Raw genomic sequence first — 17,603 nt, 5'->3', positions numbered from 1 at the left:
ACGCGCCTCAGTCGTGCACGCGCCGGAGCCAGCTGAGCATCCGCGCGGTCAGGTCGTGATCGACGGCGAGGTCCCGCCCGTCCAGCCGGCGCACCGGGGCACACAGCCGCAGACTCGAGCACAACCAGATGTGCTCGGTGTCGGTCAGCTCGCGGGCCTCCACGCGCCGCGCTCGCGTGGACAGCCCTGCCTCGGCCGCGAACCGGAACACCCGATCCTGCGTGGTCCCGGGCAAGATCGACTGATCTGTGCCGGGCGTCACCAGCTCGTCGCCGAGCCGGAGCACCACGGACGCGGTCGGGCCTTCCAGCACCGCGCCGTCGGAACTGACGAAGATCACATCCTCTGCGCCCTCCCGGCGGGCGTGTCGCAGAGCCGCCATGTTCACCGCATAGGAGGTGTACTTCGCGCCCTGGAGCAGCCACGGAGCCGTCTCGGCCACATCGGCGCGATATCCCCGGTCCAGGGTGAGCACCGCCACCCCGTCGGCGCGCGCACGGCTCAGATCCGGCCCGGGCGCCACCCGGACCCACCCGGTGCATCGGCCGGCTCCCTCCTCGCCGCGGGTGAGCACCACCTTGACCGACATCTCAGGTGCGGGGGTCACCGCGGCCAGCACTGCCTGCACAGCGGCACGCCACACCGATAGCCGGGGCTGCGGAAGGTCGAGCATGGCCGCGGAGGCGGCGAGCCGCTCCAGATGGGACGTGAGCGACTGGGGATGGCCGTCGATCACACCGATCGTCTCGAACACGCCATCGCCCCGGGTGGCGCCGAGGTCGGTGACCCGCAGCTGTGGGGTGTCGGGGTCCACCTCGTGAAAGCCGACACCGTCGACCTGCTCCTGCACGGTCGGGGCGGTCACGAGCATGACGCTCGCAGTGGTCACGGTTCCTCCTTCGTACCAGCCGGTGAACGGTGTGCTCACCCTAACGAGTGCTCCCTGGGCGTCGCGGACTACCCTTCCTGCATGAGCACCCTCTTCACCCGCATCCTGGACGGCGACATCCCCGGCCGCTTCGTGTGGGAGGACGACGTCTGTGCGGCGTTCCTCACGATCGAGCCGTTGCAGCCGGGGCACACCCTGGTGGTCCCGCGCGCCGAGGTCGATCACTGGCCCGATCTCCCGGAGGAGATCTGGTCGCACCTGTTGACCGTGGCGCGCCACATCGGTGCGGCTCAGCGGTCGGCGTTCAGTCCACAGCGCATCGGACTGCTCATCCAGGGGTACGAGATTCCACACACCCACGTGCACGTGTGGCCCTCGCAGTCCTCCGCAGACTTCGACCTGGCCGCCGCAGCGCACGACGTTCCCGGCGCCGAGCTCGACGAGGCCGCCGAGGCGCTCCGGCAGGCGCTGCGGGCAGCCGGCCTGGGCACGCATGTTCCCGGCTAGATGGCGTTCACCGGGCTGACGTCCGCCGTCGGGACCTATGCTCGTGCCATGGCCGTGATCATCGTCCTCTCCGAAGAGGCCCTCCGCGAGTCCGACGTCGCTGCGATCGTGAACCTGCACGCCGAACGGGACACCCGGTTCCACGTGCTTGTGCCCGAGGACACTGAGCGCAGCCTGGTCACCGACTTCATCGATCACCTGAGTCTGGGTGAGCTGCGCGAGGCGTGGCACGAGCTCACCCATCGCCCGTCCCCGGAGGAAACCCGGATGGCAGCGGATGAGGCGCTGGCCACCTCGCTGCGCCGGTTCGCCGACGCCGACGTCACCGCCGACGGTGCGGTGATCGCCGATGACCCGATCCCGGTGCTGCGGCAGGCGGTCAACTCCCTCTCGGCCGACCAGCTCGTGGTGGTCACCCGGCCGCACGCCGTGGACGACACCTTCCACCGGGACTGGGCCTCCCGCGCCCGGGACGATCTCGGGCTGCCGGTGCTGCACCTGTACTCGGGCACCAACCGGCTCGGCTGAGCGGTTCAGAAACCGGAGTCGGTGGGGCGGGGGTAGTACGTCCGCAGCGCCCTCAGCTGGTTCACCTGCGCGAGGATCCGGTACAGCCACCGCCGCGGGTTCCGGTCCGCTGCGTAGTCCAGCGGGTGCACGGCCTTCCGACGGCGGAGCACGTCTCGTGCGCGCCGGTACAGGTCCGCGTCGCGCACGTATCGGCGCAGCACGAACGGCGGGATGTAGGCATAGACCCCCGGGGCACGCGCTTCCTGGGTAGGCAGTGCTTCGTCGAGCACGAAGTCCGCCACCAGGGATCGTGCCGTGGACGCTCCACCGACGTTCGCGTAGTAGTGCGAGCGGCCGGGGCGCGGGTTGATGTCGAGTAGTCGAGCAATGCCGTCGCGCGGGTCCACCTTGAAGTCCACGCTGGCGAAACCGCGGTAGTTCACGGCATCCAGGACGCGCCGCACCGCGTCGATGAGGGCGGCGTCGTAGTCGACCATGATCACGGCGGAGTTGCCGATGAAGGTGGGCTGGTGCATCGCCAGCAGGACGTGACCGGACGCTGCCATCGTCAACTCCCCACGGGAGTCGCGGTAGCAATTGACGACGCGATTGGCCGTGTCGTCGCCGGGGATGAGCTCCTGGAGCAGCATCGTGCCGCCGTAGCCGGCCGCAGCGATGCGGTCCAGCTCCGTGACCAGCGCATCGGCATCGCTGAGCTGGTACACCTTCCGGCGGCCGGTGAAGTGCAGCTCCTCGAACTCGGCTCCGGCGAACGGCTTCATCACGATCGGGAAGGACAGCTCGGCGCAGGCATCCCGCCAGGCCTGCTCGTCCCGCGGGAGCGCCGTCACCTCGACCGTGCGCGGTGCCGGGATGGCGAGCTCGGCGAGCACCGCGTTCATGGCGCGCTTGTCGGCGAGCCGGTTCACCACCTCCTCGGCAGCGAACGGCAGGACGTACTGCGCCTCCAGACGCGCTCGGTGCCGCATCACGAAGGCCAGCTGGTGGTCGGAGTTCACCACGAGGACCCGGACCTCGTCGGGATGGTCGGCGGCGATTCGGTCCAAGGCGCTCAGGGTGTCCTCGTCAGTGGCGTCGGCACCGGTGAAAATGTTCTGCACGATCGCCGAATCGTTGATCGGCCCCCGCGGCTGTTCACTGACCACCACCGAATGCACGCCATAGGCCTCGTGGAAGGACCGTGCCATCGCGTAGATGCCCAGGTCCGTACCAAGCAGCACCGGACACAATGCCGTCGGGCGCATCGCCCACCTCCTCCACTACGACCGGCGGCCCGGTCTCGAGCCCGGGCGAGTCTACCCACTCCTGCCCGGCGCGCCATCGACTCCGACCGGGTCACGCAGCCTAGCCTGGAGCGGTGAACGTGCAACGAACTCCGGTCGCTCCCCCGGACTTCGAGGCTGCGTTGTTGAGCCTGCGGGGGCACCGGATGCGGCCCGAGTTCCATCTCGAGGAAGTCCCCGCACCCACGCGGATCGCCCCGTACGCCCTCGCCCTCACGGGGGAGGTGAACCCCACCGCGGACCCGGACGACATGATCGGGAACGGCCGCTTCGTGGTGCTCTATGACCCGGACGGCCAGGACGCCTGGAACGGTGAGTTTCGGGTGATCGTGATGGCGCGTGCCACGTTGGAGCAGGAGTTCGCTGCCGATCCGATGCTCGGTGAGGTGGGCTGGACCTGGCTCACCGAGGCGCTGGCTACCGAGGACGTGGCCTATCACTCACTCTCCGGCACCGTGACGAGGGTGCTCTCGGAGACGTTCGGCGGGCTCGAACTGCGTTCGGGCGAGGTGGAGATCGAGATCCGGGCCTCCTGGACCCCCGAAGACACCGACCTGGCCCCGCATCTGCGATCCTGGGCGCTGATGACCTGCCAGGCGGCCGGACTGCCGCCGATCCCCGACAATGTGAGCCAGCTGAAGCAGAGACGATGACACCACCGACCGAGCCCCCCGCTGCGGCAGCGGCCCAGCCCGAGGGCGCGGCCGACGCCGAGGGCACCACCGCCCCGCTGACCCCGCTGCGCGAGCCAGCCGAAGGAATCCCGGACGTCGTCGACACCGCACCGGCCCTGGCGGCCATCGTCACGGCGTTCGCAGCGGGTACGGGCCCGGTCGCCATCGATGCCGAGCGAGCCTCAGGATTCCGCTATGGACAGAGCGCCTACCTCGTGCAGCTGCGCCGTGCCGGTGCCGGAACGGCGCTGATCGATCCACAGCAGCTGCCTGACCTGAGTTCCCTCTCGGAGGTCCTCGACGGCGCGGAGTGGGTCCTGCACGCCGCGAGCCAGGACCTGGCGTGCCTTGCCGAGGTGCACCTGGTCCCGACGCGACTGTTCGACACCGAGCTCGCTGGGCGCCTCCTCGGGCGCGACCGGGTCGGACTCGGCGCGATGGTCGCCAGCGAGCTCGGCCTCGAGCTGGCGAAGGAGCACTCGGCCGCCGATTGGTCCACCCGCCCGTTGCCGGAGGCGTGGCTGAGGTACGCGGCGCTGGATGTGGAGGTGCTCGTCGAGCTCCGTGATCGCCTGGCCGCCGAGCTGGCTGAGACAGGCAAGCTCGAATGGGCGCTGCAGGAGTTCGAGGCAGTGCGCACTGCGCCCGGGCCGCCACCACGCCGTCAGCCGTGGCGCCGCACCTCGGGTTCGCACCACGTCCGTGACGGACTGGGCCTGGCCATCGTGCGCGAGCTGTGGCAGACCCGCGAGGATGAGGCACGCCGCGCCGACATCTCCCCTGGCCGGATCCTCTCGGATGCCGCGATCGTCGCCGCTGCCACGACGAAGCCGACCTCGATGCCCGAGCTCGCGGCTCTGCGTCCCTTCCGGCACAAGGCCGCGGCCCGACGAACCCGGATCTGGTTCGAGGCCGTGACCCGAGCCTGCGCACTCGACCCGTCCGAGCATCCGTCGCGGCGGGGCCCGGCCACCGACACCCTGCCCCCACCTCGCGCGTGGAAGGACCGCCACCCGGAGGCTGCGGCGCGTCTGGACGTCGTTCGCGGTACCGTGCGGTCCCTGGCCGACCAGCTCCAGCTTCCGCAGGAGAACCTCCTCACCCCCGAGTACCAGCGCAGGCTGGCCTGGGAGCCGCCACGGCACGTGTCCACGCAGACGGTCACCGAGACCCTCACGACGCTCGGCGCGCGGCCGTGGCAGACCAGTCTCGTCGCCGAACCCCTGGCGTCGGGGTTGCTGCACGTGCACCCCTGAAGCGCACCTGGCCGATGCACCGGACTCGCACCACCGCACCGACGGGTTAGAGTGGAACAGAAGTACCTAGTACTTCCAGTCCCACTGTTGTGACCCGGAGGTCTTCATGCCCTTGCTCGGCCGCGACGTCGTCCTCGTTGACGCTGTCCGATCCCCGTTCGGTCGTGCCAAGCCGGACGGCTTGTACGCACACACCCGCGCGGACGACATCTCCGTCGCTGTCGTCCGCGAGCTGCTCCACCGCCACCCCAGCGTGGTACCGGACCGGATCGGCGACGTGGCGATCGCCGCCACCACGCAGGATGGCGACCAGGGCCTCACGCTCGGACGGACCGTCGGGATATTGGCCGGCCTGCCTCGCGCGGTGCCTGGCTACGCGATCGATCGGATGTGCGCAGGTGCGATGACCGCCGTGACCAATGTCGCGGCTCAGATCGCCGTCGGTGCGATCGATGTCGCTGTGGCCGGCGGGGTTGAACACATGGGGCGCCATCAGCTGGGGGCCGGTGCCGACGTGAATCCTCGGTTCGTCGCCGAACGTCTGGTTGCTGCCGACGCCCTCGTGATGGGAGCCACGGCGGAGAACCTGCACGACCGCTACCCACGGCTCACCCGCGCACGGGCGGACAGCTACGCGGAAGCCTCGCAGCGCAAGTACGCCCAGGCGCTGGCGGACGGGCACATCACCGGTGACCTGGTCCCGGTCGCGGTTCCGGATCCGGAGCGTGGGTGGGGCCTGGCCACCGCCGACGAGCCACCACGGCCGGAGACCACGGTCGCAGCCATGGCGACTCTCCCGACGCCGTTCCGGCCGGGCGGACGGGTCACGGCCGCCACGTCCTCCCCGTTGACCGACGGTGCGACAGCGGCGCTGCTGATGGATGCCGAGACCGCAGAGAGCCTGCACCTGCAGCCCCGCATGACCCTCGTCTCCTACGCCTATGCGGGTGTCGACCCCGAGGTGATGGGAGTGGGCCCGGTGCCGGCCACGCACCGAGCACTCGAGCTCGCCGGACTGACCATGGACGACATCGGTGCGATCGAGATCAACGAAGCGTTCGCCGTCCAGGTGCTCGCCTTCCTGGACGCCTTCGACATCGACGACGACGACGAACGAGTGAACCCCTATGGCGGAGCGATTGCGGTGGGGCACCCGTTGGCCGCCTCGGGTGTGCGGCTGATGAGCCAGCTGGCTCGCCGGTTCGCCGAGCGTCCCGAGGTGCGATACGGCATGACCACGATGTGCGTGGGACTCGGCCAGGGCGGGACGGTGATCTGGGAGAACCCGCACCACGACGCCTCAACCCGGGTCGGTGCAGCAGATTCACGTCAGGAAGAGGTCACCCGATGAGCGAACGCGTCACCCACTCACTGGTCCGGGACGTCACCCTGAGCGGTCATGGCACCCTGGCCCTGATCACCCTCGACAACGGCGCCGGGCCACGCAAGCCGAACACCGTCGGTCCCGAGGGGATGGCCGAGCTCCGTGCAGCCCTGGAGAGCCTCACCATCCGCGCTCGCGCAGGCGAGATCGTCGGTGTGGCAGTCACCGGCAAGCCGTTCCACTTCGCCGCGGGCGCAGATCTGCACGGTGCGGCCGAGCTGACCAGCCCCGAGGCGGCGCGTGGGATCGCGGTGGCCGGTCATGAGACGTTCCGGCTGCTCAGCGACATGCCGGTCCCGACCTTCGCGTTCGTGTCCGGTGCCGCGCTCGGCGGCGGGTTGGAGCTCGCGCTCTCCTGCCACTACCGCACGGTCTCCGGCGCCGTGCGCGGGATCGGTCTGCCCGAGGTGTTCCTCGGCCTCATCCCCGGCTGGGGCGGCACCTATCTGCTCCCCCGGCTGATCGGGATGGAACGGGCGCTCAGCGTGATCGTGGAGAACCCGCTGCGGCAGAACACCCAGCTCAGTGGTCCCGAAGCGGCCCGGCTGGGTATCGCCGATGTGGTGCTGGACCCAGCCGACTTCGTCGCGGAGTCGCTACGCTGGAGCGCCCAGGTGATCGGTGGAGCGACCGTGCCCCCGCGCGGCGAGCGGGACGATCCGGACACCGCGCGTGCGCTCGTGGAATCGGCCCGGACCGAGGTGCAGTCACGCCTGCACGAGGCGGCGCCCGCCCCCGGCCTGGCGCTGGATCTGTTGCACCTGTCCGCAGGTGGCGACCGCGACGAGTGCTTCGAGGCGGAGAACGCGGCCCTGACCGACCTGATCTGCTCGCCGGAGTTCGCCGCGTCCGTCTACGCCTTCGATCTCACCACCCGACGAGCGAAGGCGCCGGTCGGTGCCCCCGACCAGGAGCTCGCCCGTCCGGTCCGGTCGGTCGGGATCGCCGGTGCCGGACTGATGGCCTCGCAGCTTGCGCTGCTCTTCGCGCGCCGGATGCGCGTGCCGGTGGTGATGCGCGACCTGGACAGCACCCGCACCGAGCGCGGCCTGCAGTTCGTGGCGGATGAGGTGCAGAAACTGGTCACCAAGGACAGGATCACTGCCGCGGAGGGGAACCGGATCCGGTCCCTCGTCAGCGCCACGACAGTGCTCGAGGATCTGGGTTCGGCCGACCTGGTGATCGAGGCGGTCTTCGAAGAGCTGGACATCAAGAAGCAGGTCTTCGCCGAGCTGGAGCAGGTGGTCAGCCCGGATGCGGTACTGGCCACGAACACCTCCGCACTCTCGGTCTCCGCTATGGCCGCGGATCTGACGCACCCCGAGCGAGTGGTGGGACTGCACTTCTTCAACCCGGTGGCACAGATGCCACTGGTGGAGGTGGTCCGGGCCGAGCACACCGACGACGCCGCGTACGCCACCGCGTTCGCCGTGGCCGCGGCATGCCGCAAGTCCGCCATCGCCGTGGCGGACGCTCCCGGATTCGTAGTCAACCGCCTGCTCGTTCGGTTGCTCGGTGAGATTCTCGGTTCCTTGGAGGACGGCACCGAGGTGCGGACGGCTGATCGTGCGCTCTGGCCGCTGGGCCTGCCGATGGGGCCGTTCCAGTTGCTCCAGCTGGTCGGTCCGGCGGTCGCCGGCCACGTGCTGGACACGCTGCGCGAGCACCTCGGGGAGCGCTACCCCACTTCCCCCGGCCTCGCTGCGATGATCGCCGACGGCGCCGCGTTCGTGGAGTACGAGGGTCGCCCGAGTGCCTCCTCACCTGTCGACACGAGCATCGAGCAGTACTTCGGGTCACGGGCTGAGGTCGGAGGCCAGGACGAGGCCGGCCTCCTGCAGCGGGTCCGGGACGCCCTGGCCGAGGAGGTGGAGCTGATGCTGAACGAGCACGTGGTCGCCGAGGCGGCCGACATCGATCTCGGCATGATCCTCGGTGCCGGCTGGCCGTTCCACCTCGGTGGCATCACGCCCTACCTGAACCGCACGTCCTGACAGTTCTCGGCTCGCAGGGCGCACGCGGGTGCGTTCTGCGAGTCGACCAGCCGCCAGGTGGGTGCTGGCAGAATCAGACTGCTTCGAAGAGGGTGCGTTGCGGTGGTGCGTGCGTGGGGTCCACACCGTCGAACAGACTGCTCACCGACTCCCCCACATGCACGCGGCGGATCGCCTCGGCGAACAGCTGGGACGTGGACCGCACCGTCAGGTCGTGCCACTCCGGCGGGGCCGGCACGGTGTCCGTGGTGACCACCTCGGAGATCTTGGGGTGGTCACGCAGCCGTTGCATCGCTGGCCCAGTGAACAGTCCGTGGGTACAGGCCACCGAGGCTCCGGTACAGCCGGCGTCGGAGAGACGGTCCATCAGTTCCACGATCGAGCCACCGGTGGCGATCTCGTCATCGAGGACGATCGCGCGCTTGCCGGCCACATCACCGACGATCGCGTCGATCACCACGCGATCATCGGCGAGCCGTTGCTTGTTCCCGGCCGCGACCGGCAGACCGAGCAGCCGGGCGAACTGCGTCGCGGACTTGGCGTTGCCCAGGTCCGGAGAGACCACGATGGAGTCGGTGAGGTCGGTCTCGCGGAAGTGGTCGGCGAGCACCCCCAGTGCCGTGAGGTGATCGACCGGCACCGAGAAGAACCCGTGCACCTGAGGGGCATGCAGGGTCATGGTGAGGACCCGGTCGGCGCCTGCGCTGACGAGCATGTCGGCCACGAGCCGGCCCCCGAGCGAGATGCGTGAGGCATCCTTCTTGTCGGAGCGCGCGTAGGCGTAGTGCGGCATCACTGCGGTGATCTGGGCGGCTGAGGCACCTCGAGCCGCATCGATCATCAGCAGTAGCTCCATCAGGTGCTCCTGCGTGGGCGGCACCACCGGCTGCACGATGTAGACGTCCCGCTGGCGACAGTTCTCCAGGAGCTGTGCCTGGAGGCAGTCATTGCTGAATCGGGTGATCCGAGACGGGCTGAGCTCGAGGCCGAGCTCACCACAGATCCGCTCGGCCAGAGCCGGGTGTGCGCTGCCGCTGAAGACCACGATGTCTCGGGCGGCGATCGAAGTACCGGCGTTCCGCACGGGTGTTCCCTTCAGCTGCGAGGCTCTTGTCGATCATGCTAAGGGATGACACGCGCCAGCGACTCATCTCGGGGCATCAGGGCTGCGTCGACGGTCGCGGCGCGCTGGTGATGTCGATGCCTTGCTGGTCCCGGGCGACAGCCGCGGCCGTGTCCCTGGCGATGTCCTGCGGACGGAGCCCGAGCTCCTCCTCGAGCTGCCCGCGGGAGGCGTGCGCGAGGAACCGGTGCGGGATGCCGTGCGCGCGGACTGGCACGGTGAGCCCCTGCTCGGCGAGTGCCTCCCGCACTGCGGCGCCGAAGCCTGAGGTGACCAGACCGTCCTCGATCGTGACCACCAGATCCACGTCCGCCGCAGCCTCGACCAGCCCAGCCGGGACCGGGATCACCCACCGCGGATCCACCGCGGTGGCACCGATCCCCTGATCCTTCAGTCGGGCGACGACGTCGACGGCGGTGGTCGCGAAGGGACCGATGCCGACCACGAGCACGCGAGCGTCCCCGTCGCCGGCGGCACGGGCGAGCACGTCCATCCCGGCCATCCGGCCCTGTGCCGGCAACGGCTCGGGCAGGTCGCCCTTGGGGTAGCGCACGACCGTGGGAGCGTCGGACACCGCGACCGCCTCGCGCAACGCCGTCCGGAGCGTCTCCTCGTCGCGCGGCGCCGCGAGCCGCAACCCGGGCACGAGCCGCAACAGGGCTACATCCCACATGCCGTTGTGACTGGCGCCGTCGGTTCCGGTGAGTCCCGCGCGATCCAGGGTGATCGTCACCCCGGCCCGGTGCAAGGCCACATCCATCAGCAGCTGGTCGAAGGCACGGTTCAGGAACGTGGCGTAGAGCGAGACCACCGGATGCATCCCGGCGAACGCCATCCCGGCTGCCGAAGTGAGGGCGTGCTCCTCGGCAATCCCGACGTCGATCACTCGGTCCGGCATCTCCCGCGCCATCGGTGCCAGGCCGACCGGTTCCGGCATCGCTGCGGTGATCCCGACGATATCGGACCGGGATCTCGCGATCGTGAGGATCTCGTCACCGAAGACAGCCGTCCACCCGAACCGGGACGGCACCACCGGGAGCCCGGTCTCCGGGTGGATCTTGCCGACCGTGTGGAACCGGTCCACCGCATCGCTCTCGGCGGGCACATAGCCACGGCCCTTCTGCGTAACGGCGTGCACGATCACCGGGCCGGCGTACCCGCGGGCGCTGCGCAGTGCGGCATCCAGGGCGTCCAGGTCGTGCCCGTCGACGGGTCCGATCGACTTCAGGCCCAGCTCCTCGAAGAGGCCCTGCTGAGGGCGGAGCACATCCTTGAGCCCCTTCTTCATGCCGTGCAGCGCGTCATAGGTGAGTCGCCCGGGCGCGCCTGCGCCCTGCAGGGTGCGCTTTCCCCAGCCGAGCACCCGCTCGTAGTTGCGATCGGTGCGCACGGCGTCCAGGTAGCGGGCCAGGCCGCCGACGGTCGGCGAGTAGGACCAGCCGTTGTCGTTGACCACGATCACGAGGCGCTGGTCCGGCGAGTCGGCCAGGTTGTTCAGGGCCTCCCAGGCCATCCCGCCGGTCAGCGCACCGTCGCCGATGACGGCAACGACGTATCGATCGGTGTCCCCGGCGAGCAGCCGGGCACGGGAGATACCGTCGGCCCAGGACAGCGCCGTGGAGGCATGCGAGTTCTCCACCACGTCGTGGTCGGACTCGGCGCGGCTGGGGTACCCGGAGAGGCCACCGCGCTGACGGAGCGTCGAGAAATCCTGTCGTCCGGTCAGCAGCTTGTGCACGTATGCCTGGTGGCCGGTGTCGAACACGATGGAGTCGCGGGGCGAGGAGAACACCCGATGGATGGCGAGGGTCAGCTCGACCACACCGAGGTTGGGCCCGAGGTGCCCCCCGGTGCGGGAGACCGAGTCCACCAGGAACTCCCGGATGTCCTCGGCGAGGGCACGCACCCGCCGCGGGCTCAGCGTGCGCAGGTCGTCCGGGCTACGCAGGTTCTCCAGCTCGCTCACGTCCACTCCCGTCCTAGCCTGCTCGGGAGTCCATCGTACGTGCCCGTACCGGCTGCGGGCCGGGACTCAGGTCCTGCACCAGGCGACCGGACCGATGATCGAGCAGCTCATCACCCGCGGCCACGTGCAGGGCGCGCAACTCGTCCAGCTCGTGGAGGAAGGAGTCGGCATGCTCAGACAGCATCGCGATGCGTTCGTCGTCCCGCTCGACCCACCGGAAGTCGCGCCGGTAGCTGTGCCGGTTCTCCACGACGAACAGCACCCGCTCGCGCTCGGTCACGTGCAGCTGCCACTGCAGCTGGTCCCGATAGGTGCGCGCGGCACCGTCGAGGTCGTCCACGGATGTCTTGATCTCGGCGATCGAGTGCTCGCCCAGTCCGTCCGGGGTGGCGAGATGGCGCGGGTTCGTCCCGGCACAGAGCCAACCGCTCGGGGCGATACCGAACCGTTGTTGCACCCACGCGGCGATCACTGGCTCTCGCTCGATCCCGTGCTCGAATTGGGGCAGGCGGGGCCCTTCCCACCCGGTGAGCTTGGCCTCGAGGAGGCGTCGACGCTGCTTGCTCACCCTGCCGGTTGCGGTGACCAGTCGGCGGGCGTCCGTGGCGGTGACGCCCCACAACCGGGCCCGCAGCCACGCCACACGATGCCGGGAGGACACCGGGGTGCCGTCCCCCGTGCGCACCACTCGGTATCCGGCTGCCTCGATCACCCCCGAAGCCTACGACGGCCCAGGCACCCAGACGGGGGTCACACGCGGAGCCGACCCTGTCCGCCCGTCAGCGGGAGCACCTAGTCTGAGATCATGAGATTCCTGCCGGGACACCACCTCACCCACGACCTCACCTACGACGACGTCTTCCTCGCCCCGTCGTACTCGGAGGTCACCTCCCGGTTCGACGTGGACCTGGCGAGCATCGACGGCACCGGCACCACCATCCCGATCGTGGTGGCGAACATGACGGCGATCAGTGGCCGTCGAATGGCGGAGACGATGGCCCGCCGGGGCGGCCTCGCCGTGCTCCCGCAGGACCTGCCGTTGGCCGAGGTGCGCCGCACGATCGCCTCGGTCAAGGGGCGCCATCCGGTGCTGGAGACGCCGGTGACGGTCGCTCCGACGGATACGGTCCACACGGTGCTGACCCTGCTGGACAAGAGGGCGCACGGGGCAGCGGTGGTGCTGGAGCAGGGACGTCCCGTCGGGGTTGTCACCCGGTCCGACTGCCAGGGGGTGGACCAGTTCACCCAGACCGAGGACGTCATGTCGCCGGACCCCACGGTGCTCGACCTGGATGTCCTGGAGGGGCCGGATGCGCTGCGCGCTGCGTTCGAGACCCAGCATGCCGCCCGACGGCGATTCTCTCCGGTGGTGGACACGTCCGGTCGGCTGTGCGGTGTCCTCACCCGGCTCGGTGCACTTCGTTCCTCCATCTACACGCCTGCCCTGGACGATGCCGGCCGCTTGCGGATCGCAGCGGCTGTCGGGGTCAACGGGGACGTCGCGGCCCGCGCCCGAGGACTGCTCGAGGCCGGCGCCGACGTCCTGGTGGTGGACACCGCGCACGGGCACCAGGCGAAGATGATCGAGGCGCTCCGCGCCGTGCGCGCACTCGACCCCCAGGTCCCGATCGTGGCCGGCAACGTGGTGACGGCTGATGGTGTCACGGACCTGGTCGAGGCAGGGGCAGACATCGTCAAGGTCGGCGTCGGCCCCGGAGCGATGTGCACCACCCGGATGATGACCGCCGTCGGACGCCCGCAGTTCTCGGCCGTGGCAGAGTGCGCCTCCCGTGCGAGCGAGCTCGGTAAGTACGTGTGGGCCGACGGCGGTATTCGCCACCCGCGCGACGTCGCCCTGGCCCTGGCTGCCGGCGCCAGTCAGGTGATGGTGGGGTCCTGGTTCGCCGGCACGTACGAGTCGACCGGAGACCTCCGGACCGATCCGGACGGGCGCCAGTACAAGGAGAGCTACGGCATGGCCTCCTCCCGGGCGGTGGCCGCACGGACCGCGGCCGACGCCAGCGCCTTCGAACGCGCCCGTAAGAGCTTGTACGAGGAGGGGATCTCCGCGTCGAAGATCTACCTCGACCCCGCACGTCCGGGTGTGGAGGACCTGCTCGACCACATCACGGCGGGCCTACGCAGCGCCTGCACCTATGCCGGGGCAGTGACCCTGCCCGAGTTCGCCGAGCGGGCGCTGGTCGGGCTCCAGTCCAGGGCCGGGTACGACGAGGGCCGCCCCCTCCCCGGTGGGTGGTGACGATGTCTCCCACGATGCCCTACGGCTCCTGGCCGTCCCCGCTCGACGCCGAGCAGCTCGCAGACGCTACGGTGCGGCTCTCGGAGGTGCTGCTCGAGGGAGGCGACACCTACTGGATCGAGTCCCGTTCCCTGGAGGGTGGGCGTAGCGCCCTGGTCCGCCACCGCGACGGCAGGACGACCGATGTGGTGACCGCGGCACCCGATTCGGGCACCTTCGACGTCCGCACCCGAGTGCACGAGTACGGCGGCGCTGCCTACGCGGTCACCGATTCGTGCGTGGTCGCCTCTCGACGTGAGGACGACCGGTTGTACCGGATCGACCTGGTGGACGACGGCTTCGCTCCCCCGGTGCCGCTGGTCCCTGCCGATGGGCGCCGGTACGCGGACCTGGAGATCGACCGCGAGCGGGCGTTGGTCTACGCCGTCGTGGAGGATCATGGCGGTCCGGGCCAGTACCGCACCGATCCCGGCGCCTCCCTGGTCGCCATCCCGCTCGACGGAGCAGCAGCCGAGCACCGGGACCGGGTGATCACCTTGGTCACCGGACCGGACTTCGTCAGTTCGCCCCGCCTGAGCCACGACGGCGCACTCCTCGCCTGGATCACCTGGGAGCACCCGGACATGCCCTGGGACTCGGGCCTGCTCCACCTGGGCACGGTCGCCGATGGAGGCGGACGCCTGCTCCATCGACGTGTCATCGCCGGCGGCCCGAGCACGTCGGTGGCGGAGCCCTTGTGGACCCCGAAGGGCGACCTGGTGCATGTGGACGACCGCTCCGGATGGTGGAACCTCTACCGGAGCGAGTTCGACGCCGCGCAGGTGCGGACGCGTCACCTGCATCCCTCCGACGCCGAGTTCACCCTGCCGCAGTGGGGCTTCGGTCCCCGCACGTCGGACCTACTGGACGAGCACCATCTGATGGTCTCCTTCGGAGCCGGGGGACGCCGTCGGCTCGGTGCCGTGCACATCGACAACGGAGCCCTCGAGGCCTGGGACGGCGACTGGGAGCCGGAACGGGACGTGCGAGCGGCGCCCGGGCGCGTGGTCTTCATCGGTGCGTCGGCCACTCAGGCTCAGTCGGTGGTCGAGCTCGATCTTGCTCAGGGGCAGGTGAACGTGCTGCGCTCGAGCTCCGCGTTGCGCGTGTCGGCCGAGTCCGTCTCAGTGGCCGAGGAGGTCTCCTGGCCGTCCGAGGACGGTGTCGCCCACGGGTTCCTGTACCGCCCCACCTCCGAGACTGCGCAGGGGCCGGAGACAGCGCTGCCTCCGCTGCTGGTGCTCTCCCACGGCGGGCCCACCGCGGCGAGCACGGCCGGGTTCGATCCAGCCGTGCAGTTCTGGACCACGCGCGGGTTCGCGGTGCTCGACGTCAACTACGGCGGCAGCACCGGCTACGGGCGTGCGTATCGTGAACGTCTCCGGGGCCGGTGGGGGATCGTCGACGTGGCCGATTGTGCGTCGGGTGCACGCTGGCTCGCCGACCGGGGCATCGTGGACGGGTCCAGGATGGCTGTACGCGGAGGCAGCGCCGGCGGATTCACCACGCTCGCTGCCCTCACCTTCACCGACGTCTTCGCCGCAGGGGCGAGCCACTACGGCATCGGAGACCTCGAGGCACTCGCCGAGCACACGCACAAGTTCGAGAGCCGGTACCTCGACTCCTTGGTCGGGCCGTACCCGGACCTTGCCGACACCTACCGGGCCCGCTCGCCGATCCATCACACCGACCAGCTGCGAGCCCCGATGATCCTGCTGCAGGGCACTGAGGACCGGGTGGTGCCGCCTGCGCAGGCAGAGACGATGGCCGCCGCTGTGCGCGCTGCGGGGATGGAGGTGGAGGTGCACATGTTCGACGGTGAAGGGCACGGCTTCCGCCGTGCCGAGAACAAGCGGGCTGCGCTGGAGGCGGAACTGGCGTTCTACGGCCGGGTGTTCGCCTTCACACCGGCATGATCGCCGGAAATGCGCTGAGCCTGCGGAACGCTGCTAACGTATCTGGCATGTCTGCCGCTTCATGCTCAGCCGCCTGCGCGGCCGTGACGAGGATGTCCCGCTAGCGGCGGGACGTCCGGCTCTCAGCACTACCTCACCCTGGAACGTTCAGCCGCTTCGCGATCAGGCCGGAGCGGCACGTGTGTGCTGCCCGGTAACTCTTCATTCGACGGAGCTATCGATGCGTTCAGGCACGACCTTTTATTCACGCGGGCACAGTCCCGCCCCGATGCGCGCATGGCTTGTGCTGTGCGCGATGTCCATGCTGCAGTTCTTCATCGCGGTCGACGTGACCGTAGTCAACATCGCGCTACCCTCGATCGGCGCGGACTTCGGCGTCGAGGGTCACTCCCTGACCTGGGTGGTGGTCGGCTACACCATTACCGGCGGCGGGCTGCTGATGCTCGGCGGCCGGCTCGGTGACCTTCTCGGCCGCCGCCACACCCTGCTGGTCGGCACGACTCTCTTCGGCGCGGCCTCCCTGCTGGCGGGCCTGGCCCCGTCCTTCCCGGTCCTGGTCGCCGCGCGCCTGCTCCAGGGTGCCGGCGAGGCCGTCGCGCTGCCCGCGGCGATGGCGACCATCGTGCTGCTCTTCCCGGAAGGCCCGCGCCGGTCGCGCGCCTTGAGCGTGTGGGCGGCCGTGGCCAGTTGCGGACTGGTTCTCGGGTTCGCCTTGTCGGGGATCATCACTGCGCACCTGGGCTGGCGCTGGATCTTCCTGATCTCGGTGCCGTTCATCCTGGTCGTGATCGTGGCCACGCTCCTCCTGGTCCCGGCCGACCGGCCGGTACCCCGCGAGCGGGTCCGCCTCGATCTCCCGGGCTCGTTCTTGCTGACAGCGTGCCCGCTGCTGTTCGTCTACGCCGCGGTCGAAGCGGGCGAGCCGGGGACCGCTCCATGGGTGAGCGTGGCCGCGCTGGTCGGCGCGGTGCTGGCCGCTGTCTGGTTCGTGCGGGTCGAGTCGAGGTCGCCGAACCCACTGGTCCCGCTGACGTTCTTCGCGGACCGCGCTCGGCTGCGGGCGAACGCGACGACGATGCTGCTCAGCGGTGCGTTGTCGACCTCGTTCCTGCTGTTCACCTTCTACCTGCAGGACAGGCTCGGTATCGGGCCACTCGGGGCGGGCCTGACGATGCTGCCCCTGGCTGTGGCGCTGATCGCGGCATCGGTGCTCGTGCCCCGGCTACTGGGACGCTGGGGCGCACGGGTGTGCGTGCTGGTCGGGCTCGCGGCTGCTGCGGGCGCGATGGCGGTGGTCGCGCTCGTGGCCACCCTGGGCGGCGGGGCGGCATGGCTCCTGCCGGCGATGCTGTTGATCGCAGCGGGTATGGGCTTCGGCATCGTGGGTTTGCAGTACATCGCGGTCAGCGGGACCACCGACGAGGACGCCGGGATCGCCTCCGGCGTCCAGCGAGCAGCAGACCAGCTCGGCGGAGCCGGGGGCGTGGCCGTCTACGTGGGCCTCGGGTTCGCCCCGGCCCTGCACGCCGGAGACCCGTTCGTGATCGCCGCGGTACTCGCCGTCGCCGGGCTGGTCGTCGGTGCCATGGTCATCAGCCGCTTGCCGGTCACCGCACAGGCGCAGGTCAGGTAGCAGCGCAGGCTGCCGCGCCGCGCCCGAACGATTGCGGCGCGGCAGCCCCGCCCCGCACGGCCGACCGTCACGGGCGAATCGTTCGTCGGAATCTGGGGCCGCCGCCTCTGCGACCGGCACGAGACAGGCAAGTGCCCGTCAGGCCGGG

At 70.0% G+C, this 17,603-nt stretch carries 14 protein-coding genes; 9 read left to right on the top strand and 5 right to left on the bottom strand.

Translation table 11 applies throughout. The annotated features are described in order from the left end of the window. Positions 1 to 7 precede the first annotated feature (7 nt). Positions 8 to 889 carry an aminodeoxychorismate lyase gene (locus tag BLU77_RS06850; protein WP_089773043.1) on the bottom strand — a complete coding sequence of 294 codons (882 nt, stop codon included), beginning with the start codon at positions 887 to 889 and terminating at the stop codon, positions 8 to 10. An 81-nt stretch (positions 890 to 970) separates the two neighbouring features. Between BLU77_RS06850 and BLU77_RS06845 the strand changes: the two genes are divergently transcribed. Further along, positions 971 to 1,396, top strand: a complete 426-nt coding sequence (locus BLU77_RS06845) for an HIT family protein (protein ID WP_089772257.1) — start codon at positions 971 to 973, stop codon at positions 1,394 to 1,396. A 48-nt stretch (positions 1,397 to 1,444) separates the two neighbouring features. Continuing rightward, on the top strand, positions 1,445 to 1,924 hold the full coding sequence (locus tag BLU77_RS06840; RefSeq protein WP_089773042.1) for a hypothetical protein: 480 nt from the start codon (positions 1,445 to 1,447) through the stop codon (positions 1,922 to 1,924). A gap of 5 nt (positions 1,925 to 1,929) precedes the next feature. Here the strand turns inward: BLU77_RS06840 and BLU77_RS06835 are convergent, their stop codons facing one another. After that, entirely contained in the window at positions 1,930 to 3,171 is a 1,242-nt protein-coding gene (locus BLU77_RS06835; RefSeq protein ID WP_139177645.1) for a carboxylate--amine ligase, read from the bottom strand. Between the two features lie 113 nt (positions 3,172 to 3,284). Here BLU77_RS06835 and BLU77_RS06830 point away from each other — a divergent pair, with 113 nt between their 5' ends. From BLU77_RS06830 to BLU77_RS06815, 4 genes are all read left to right on the top strand, one after another. Beyond that, positions 3,285 to 3,863, top strand: a complete 579-nt coding sequence (locus tag BLU77_RS06830; protein ID WP_245708703.1) for a DUF3000 domain-containing protein — start codon at positions 3,285 to 3,287, stop codon at positions 3,861 to 3,863. After that, on the top strand, positions 3,860 to 5,140 hold the full coding sequence (locus BLU77_RS06825; RefSeq protein WP_089772255.1) for an HRDC domain-containing protein: 1,281 nt from the start codon (positions 3,860 to 3,862) through the stop codon (positions 5,138 to 5,140). Before BLU77_RS06830 ends, BLU77_RS06825 begins: the two co-directional genes overlap by 4 nt. A gap of 106 nt (positions 5,141 to 5,246) precedes the next feature. Further along, entirely contained in the window at positions 5,247 to 6,491 is a 1,245-nt protein-coding gene (locus BLU77_RS06820) for a thiolase family protein (RefSeq protein WP_089772254.1), read from the top strand. Then, the gene (locus BLU77_RS06815) at positions 6,488 to 8,518 is read left to right on the top strand and encodes a 3-hydroxyacyl-CoA dehydrogenase NAD-binding domain-containing protein (protein WP_089772253.1); all 2,031 of its coding nucleotides are present in this window, start codon (positions 6,488 to 6,490) and stop codon (positions 8,516 to 8,518) included. The genes BLU77_RS06820 and BLU77_RS06815 overlap by 4 nt, the downstream gene beginning before the upstream one ends. Before the next feature lie 73 nt (positions 8,519 to 8,591). Here BLU77_RS06815 and BLU77_RS06810 read toward each other — a convergent pair whose 3' ends face one another. The 3 genes from BLU77_RS06810 to BLU77_RS06800 all read right to left on the bottom strand — a co-directional run bounded on the left by BLU77_RS06810 (position 8,592) and on the right by BLU77_RS06800 (position 12,319). Beyond that, the gene (locus BLU77_RS06810) at positions 8,592 to 9,602 is read right to left on the bottom strand and encodes a ribose-phosphate diphosphokinase (protein ID WP_245708702.1); all 1,011 of its coding nucleotides are present in this window, start codon (positions 9,600 to 9,602) and stop codon (positions 8,592 to 8,594) included. A gap of 76 nt (positions 9,603 to 9,678) precedes the next feature. Then, positions 9,679 to 11,607, bottom strand: a complete 1,929-nt coding sequence (gene dxs / locus BLU77_RS06805; RefSeq protein WP_089773039.1) for a 1-deoxy-D-xylulose-5-phosphate synthase — start codon at positions 11,605 to 11,607, stop codon at positions 9,679 to 9,681. A 13-nt stretch (positions 11,608 to 11,620) separates the two neighbouring features. Next, complete coding sequence (locus tag BLU77_RS06800) at positions 11,621 to 12,319, bottom strand: YqaJ viral recombinase family protein (protein ID WP_089772252.1); 699 nt, start codon at positions 12,317 to 12,319, stop codon at positions 11,621 to 11,623. Positions 12,320 to 12,412: 93 nt separating this feature from the next. Between BLU77_RS06800 and BLU77_RS06795 the strand changes: the two genes are divergently transcribed. The 3 genes from BLU77_RS06795 to BLU77_RS06785 all read left to right on the top strand — a co-directional run bounded on the left by BLU77_RS06795 (position 12,413) and on the right by BLU77_RS06785 (position 17,455). After that, positions 12,413 to 13,867 (top strand): GuaB1 family IMP dehydrogenase-related protein, encoded by a 1,455-nt coding sequence (locus BLU77_RS06795; protein ID WP_089772251.1) that lies wholly within the window; start codon positions 12,413 to 12,415, stop codon positions 13,865 to 13,867. A 2-nt stretch (positions 13,868 to 13,869) separates the two neighbouring features. Then, positions 13,870 to 15,822, top strand: a complete 1,953-nt coding sequence (locus tag BLU77_RS06790; RefSeq protein WP_089772250.1) for a S9 family peptidase — start codon at positions 13,870 to 13,872, stop codon at positions 15,820 to 15,822. A 268-nt stretch (positions 15,823 to 16,090) separates the two neighbouring features. Further along, a complete protein-coding gene (locus tag BLU77_RS06785; protein ID WP_217632369.1) occupies positions 16,091 to 17,455 on the top strand; it encodes an MFS transporter in 1,365 nt (454 codons plus the stop codon). The last annotated feature ends 148 nt before the right edge of the window (positions 17,456 to 17,603 follow it).

It is taken from the genome of Ruania alba, from assembly GCF_900105765.1.
Lineage (GTDB): Bacteria > Actinomycetota > Actinomycetes > Actinomycetales > Beutenbergiaceae > Ruania > Ruania alba.
The sequence above is the reverse complement of the archived record's forward strand: the minus strand, read 5'-3'. Positions and strand labels throughout refer to the sequence as shown.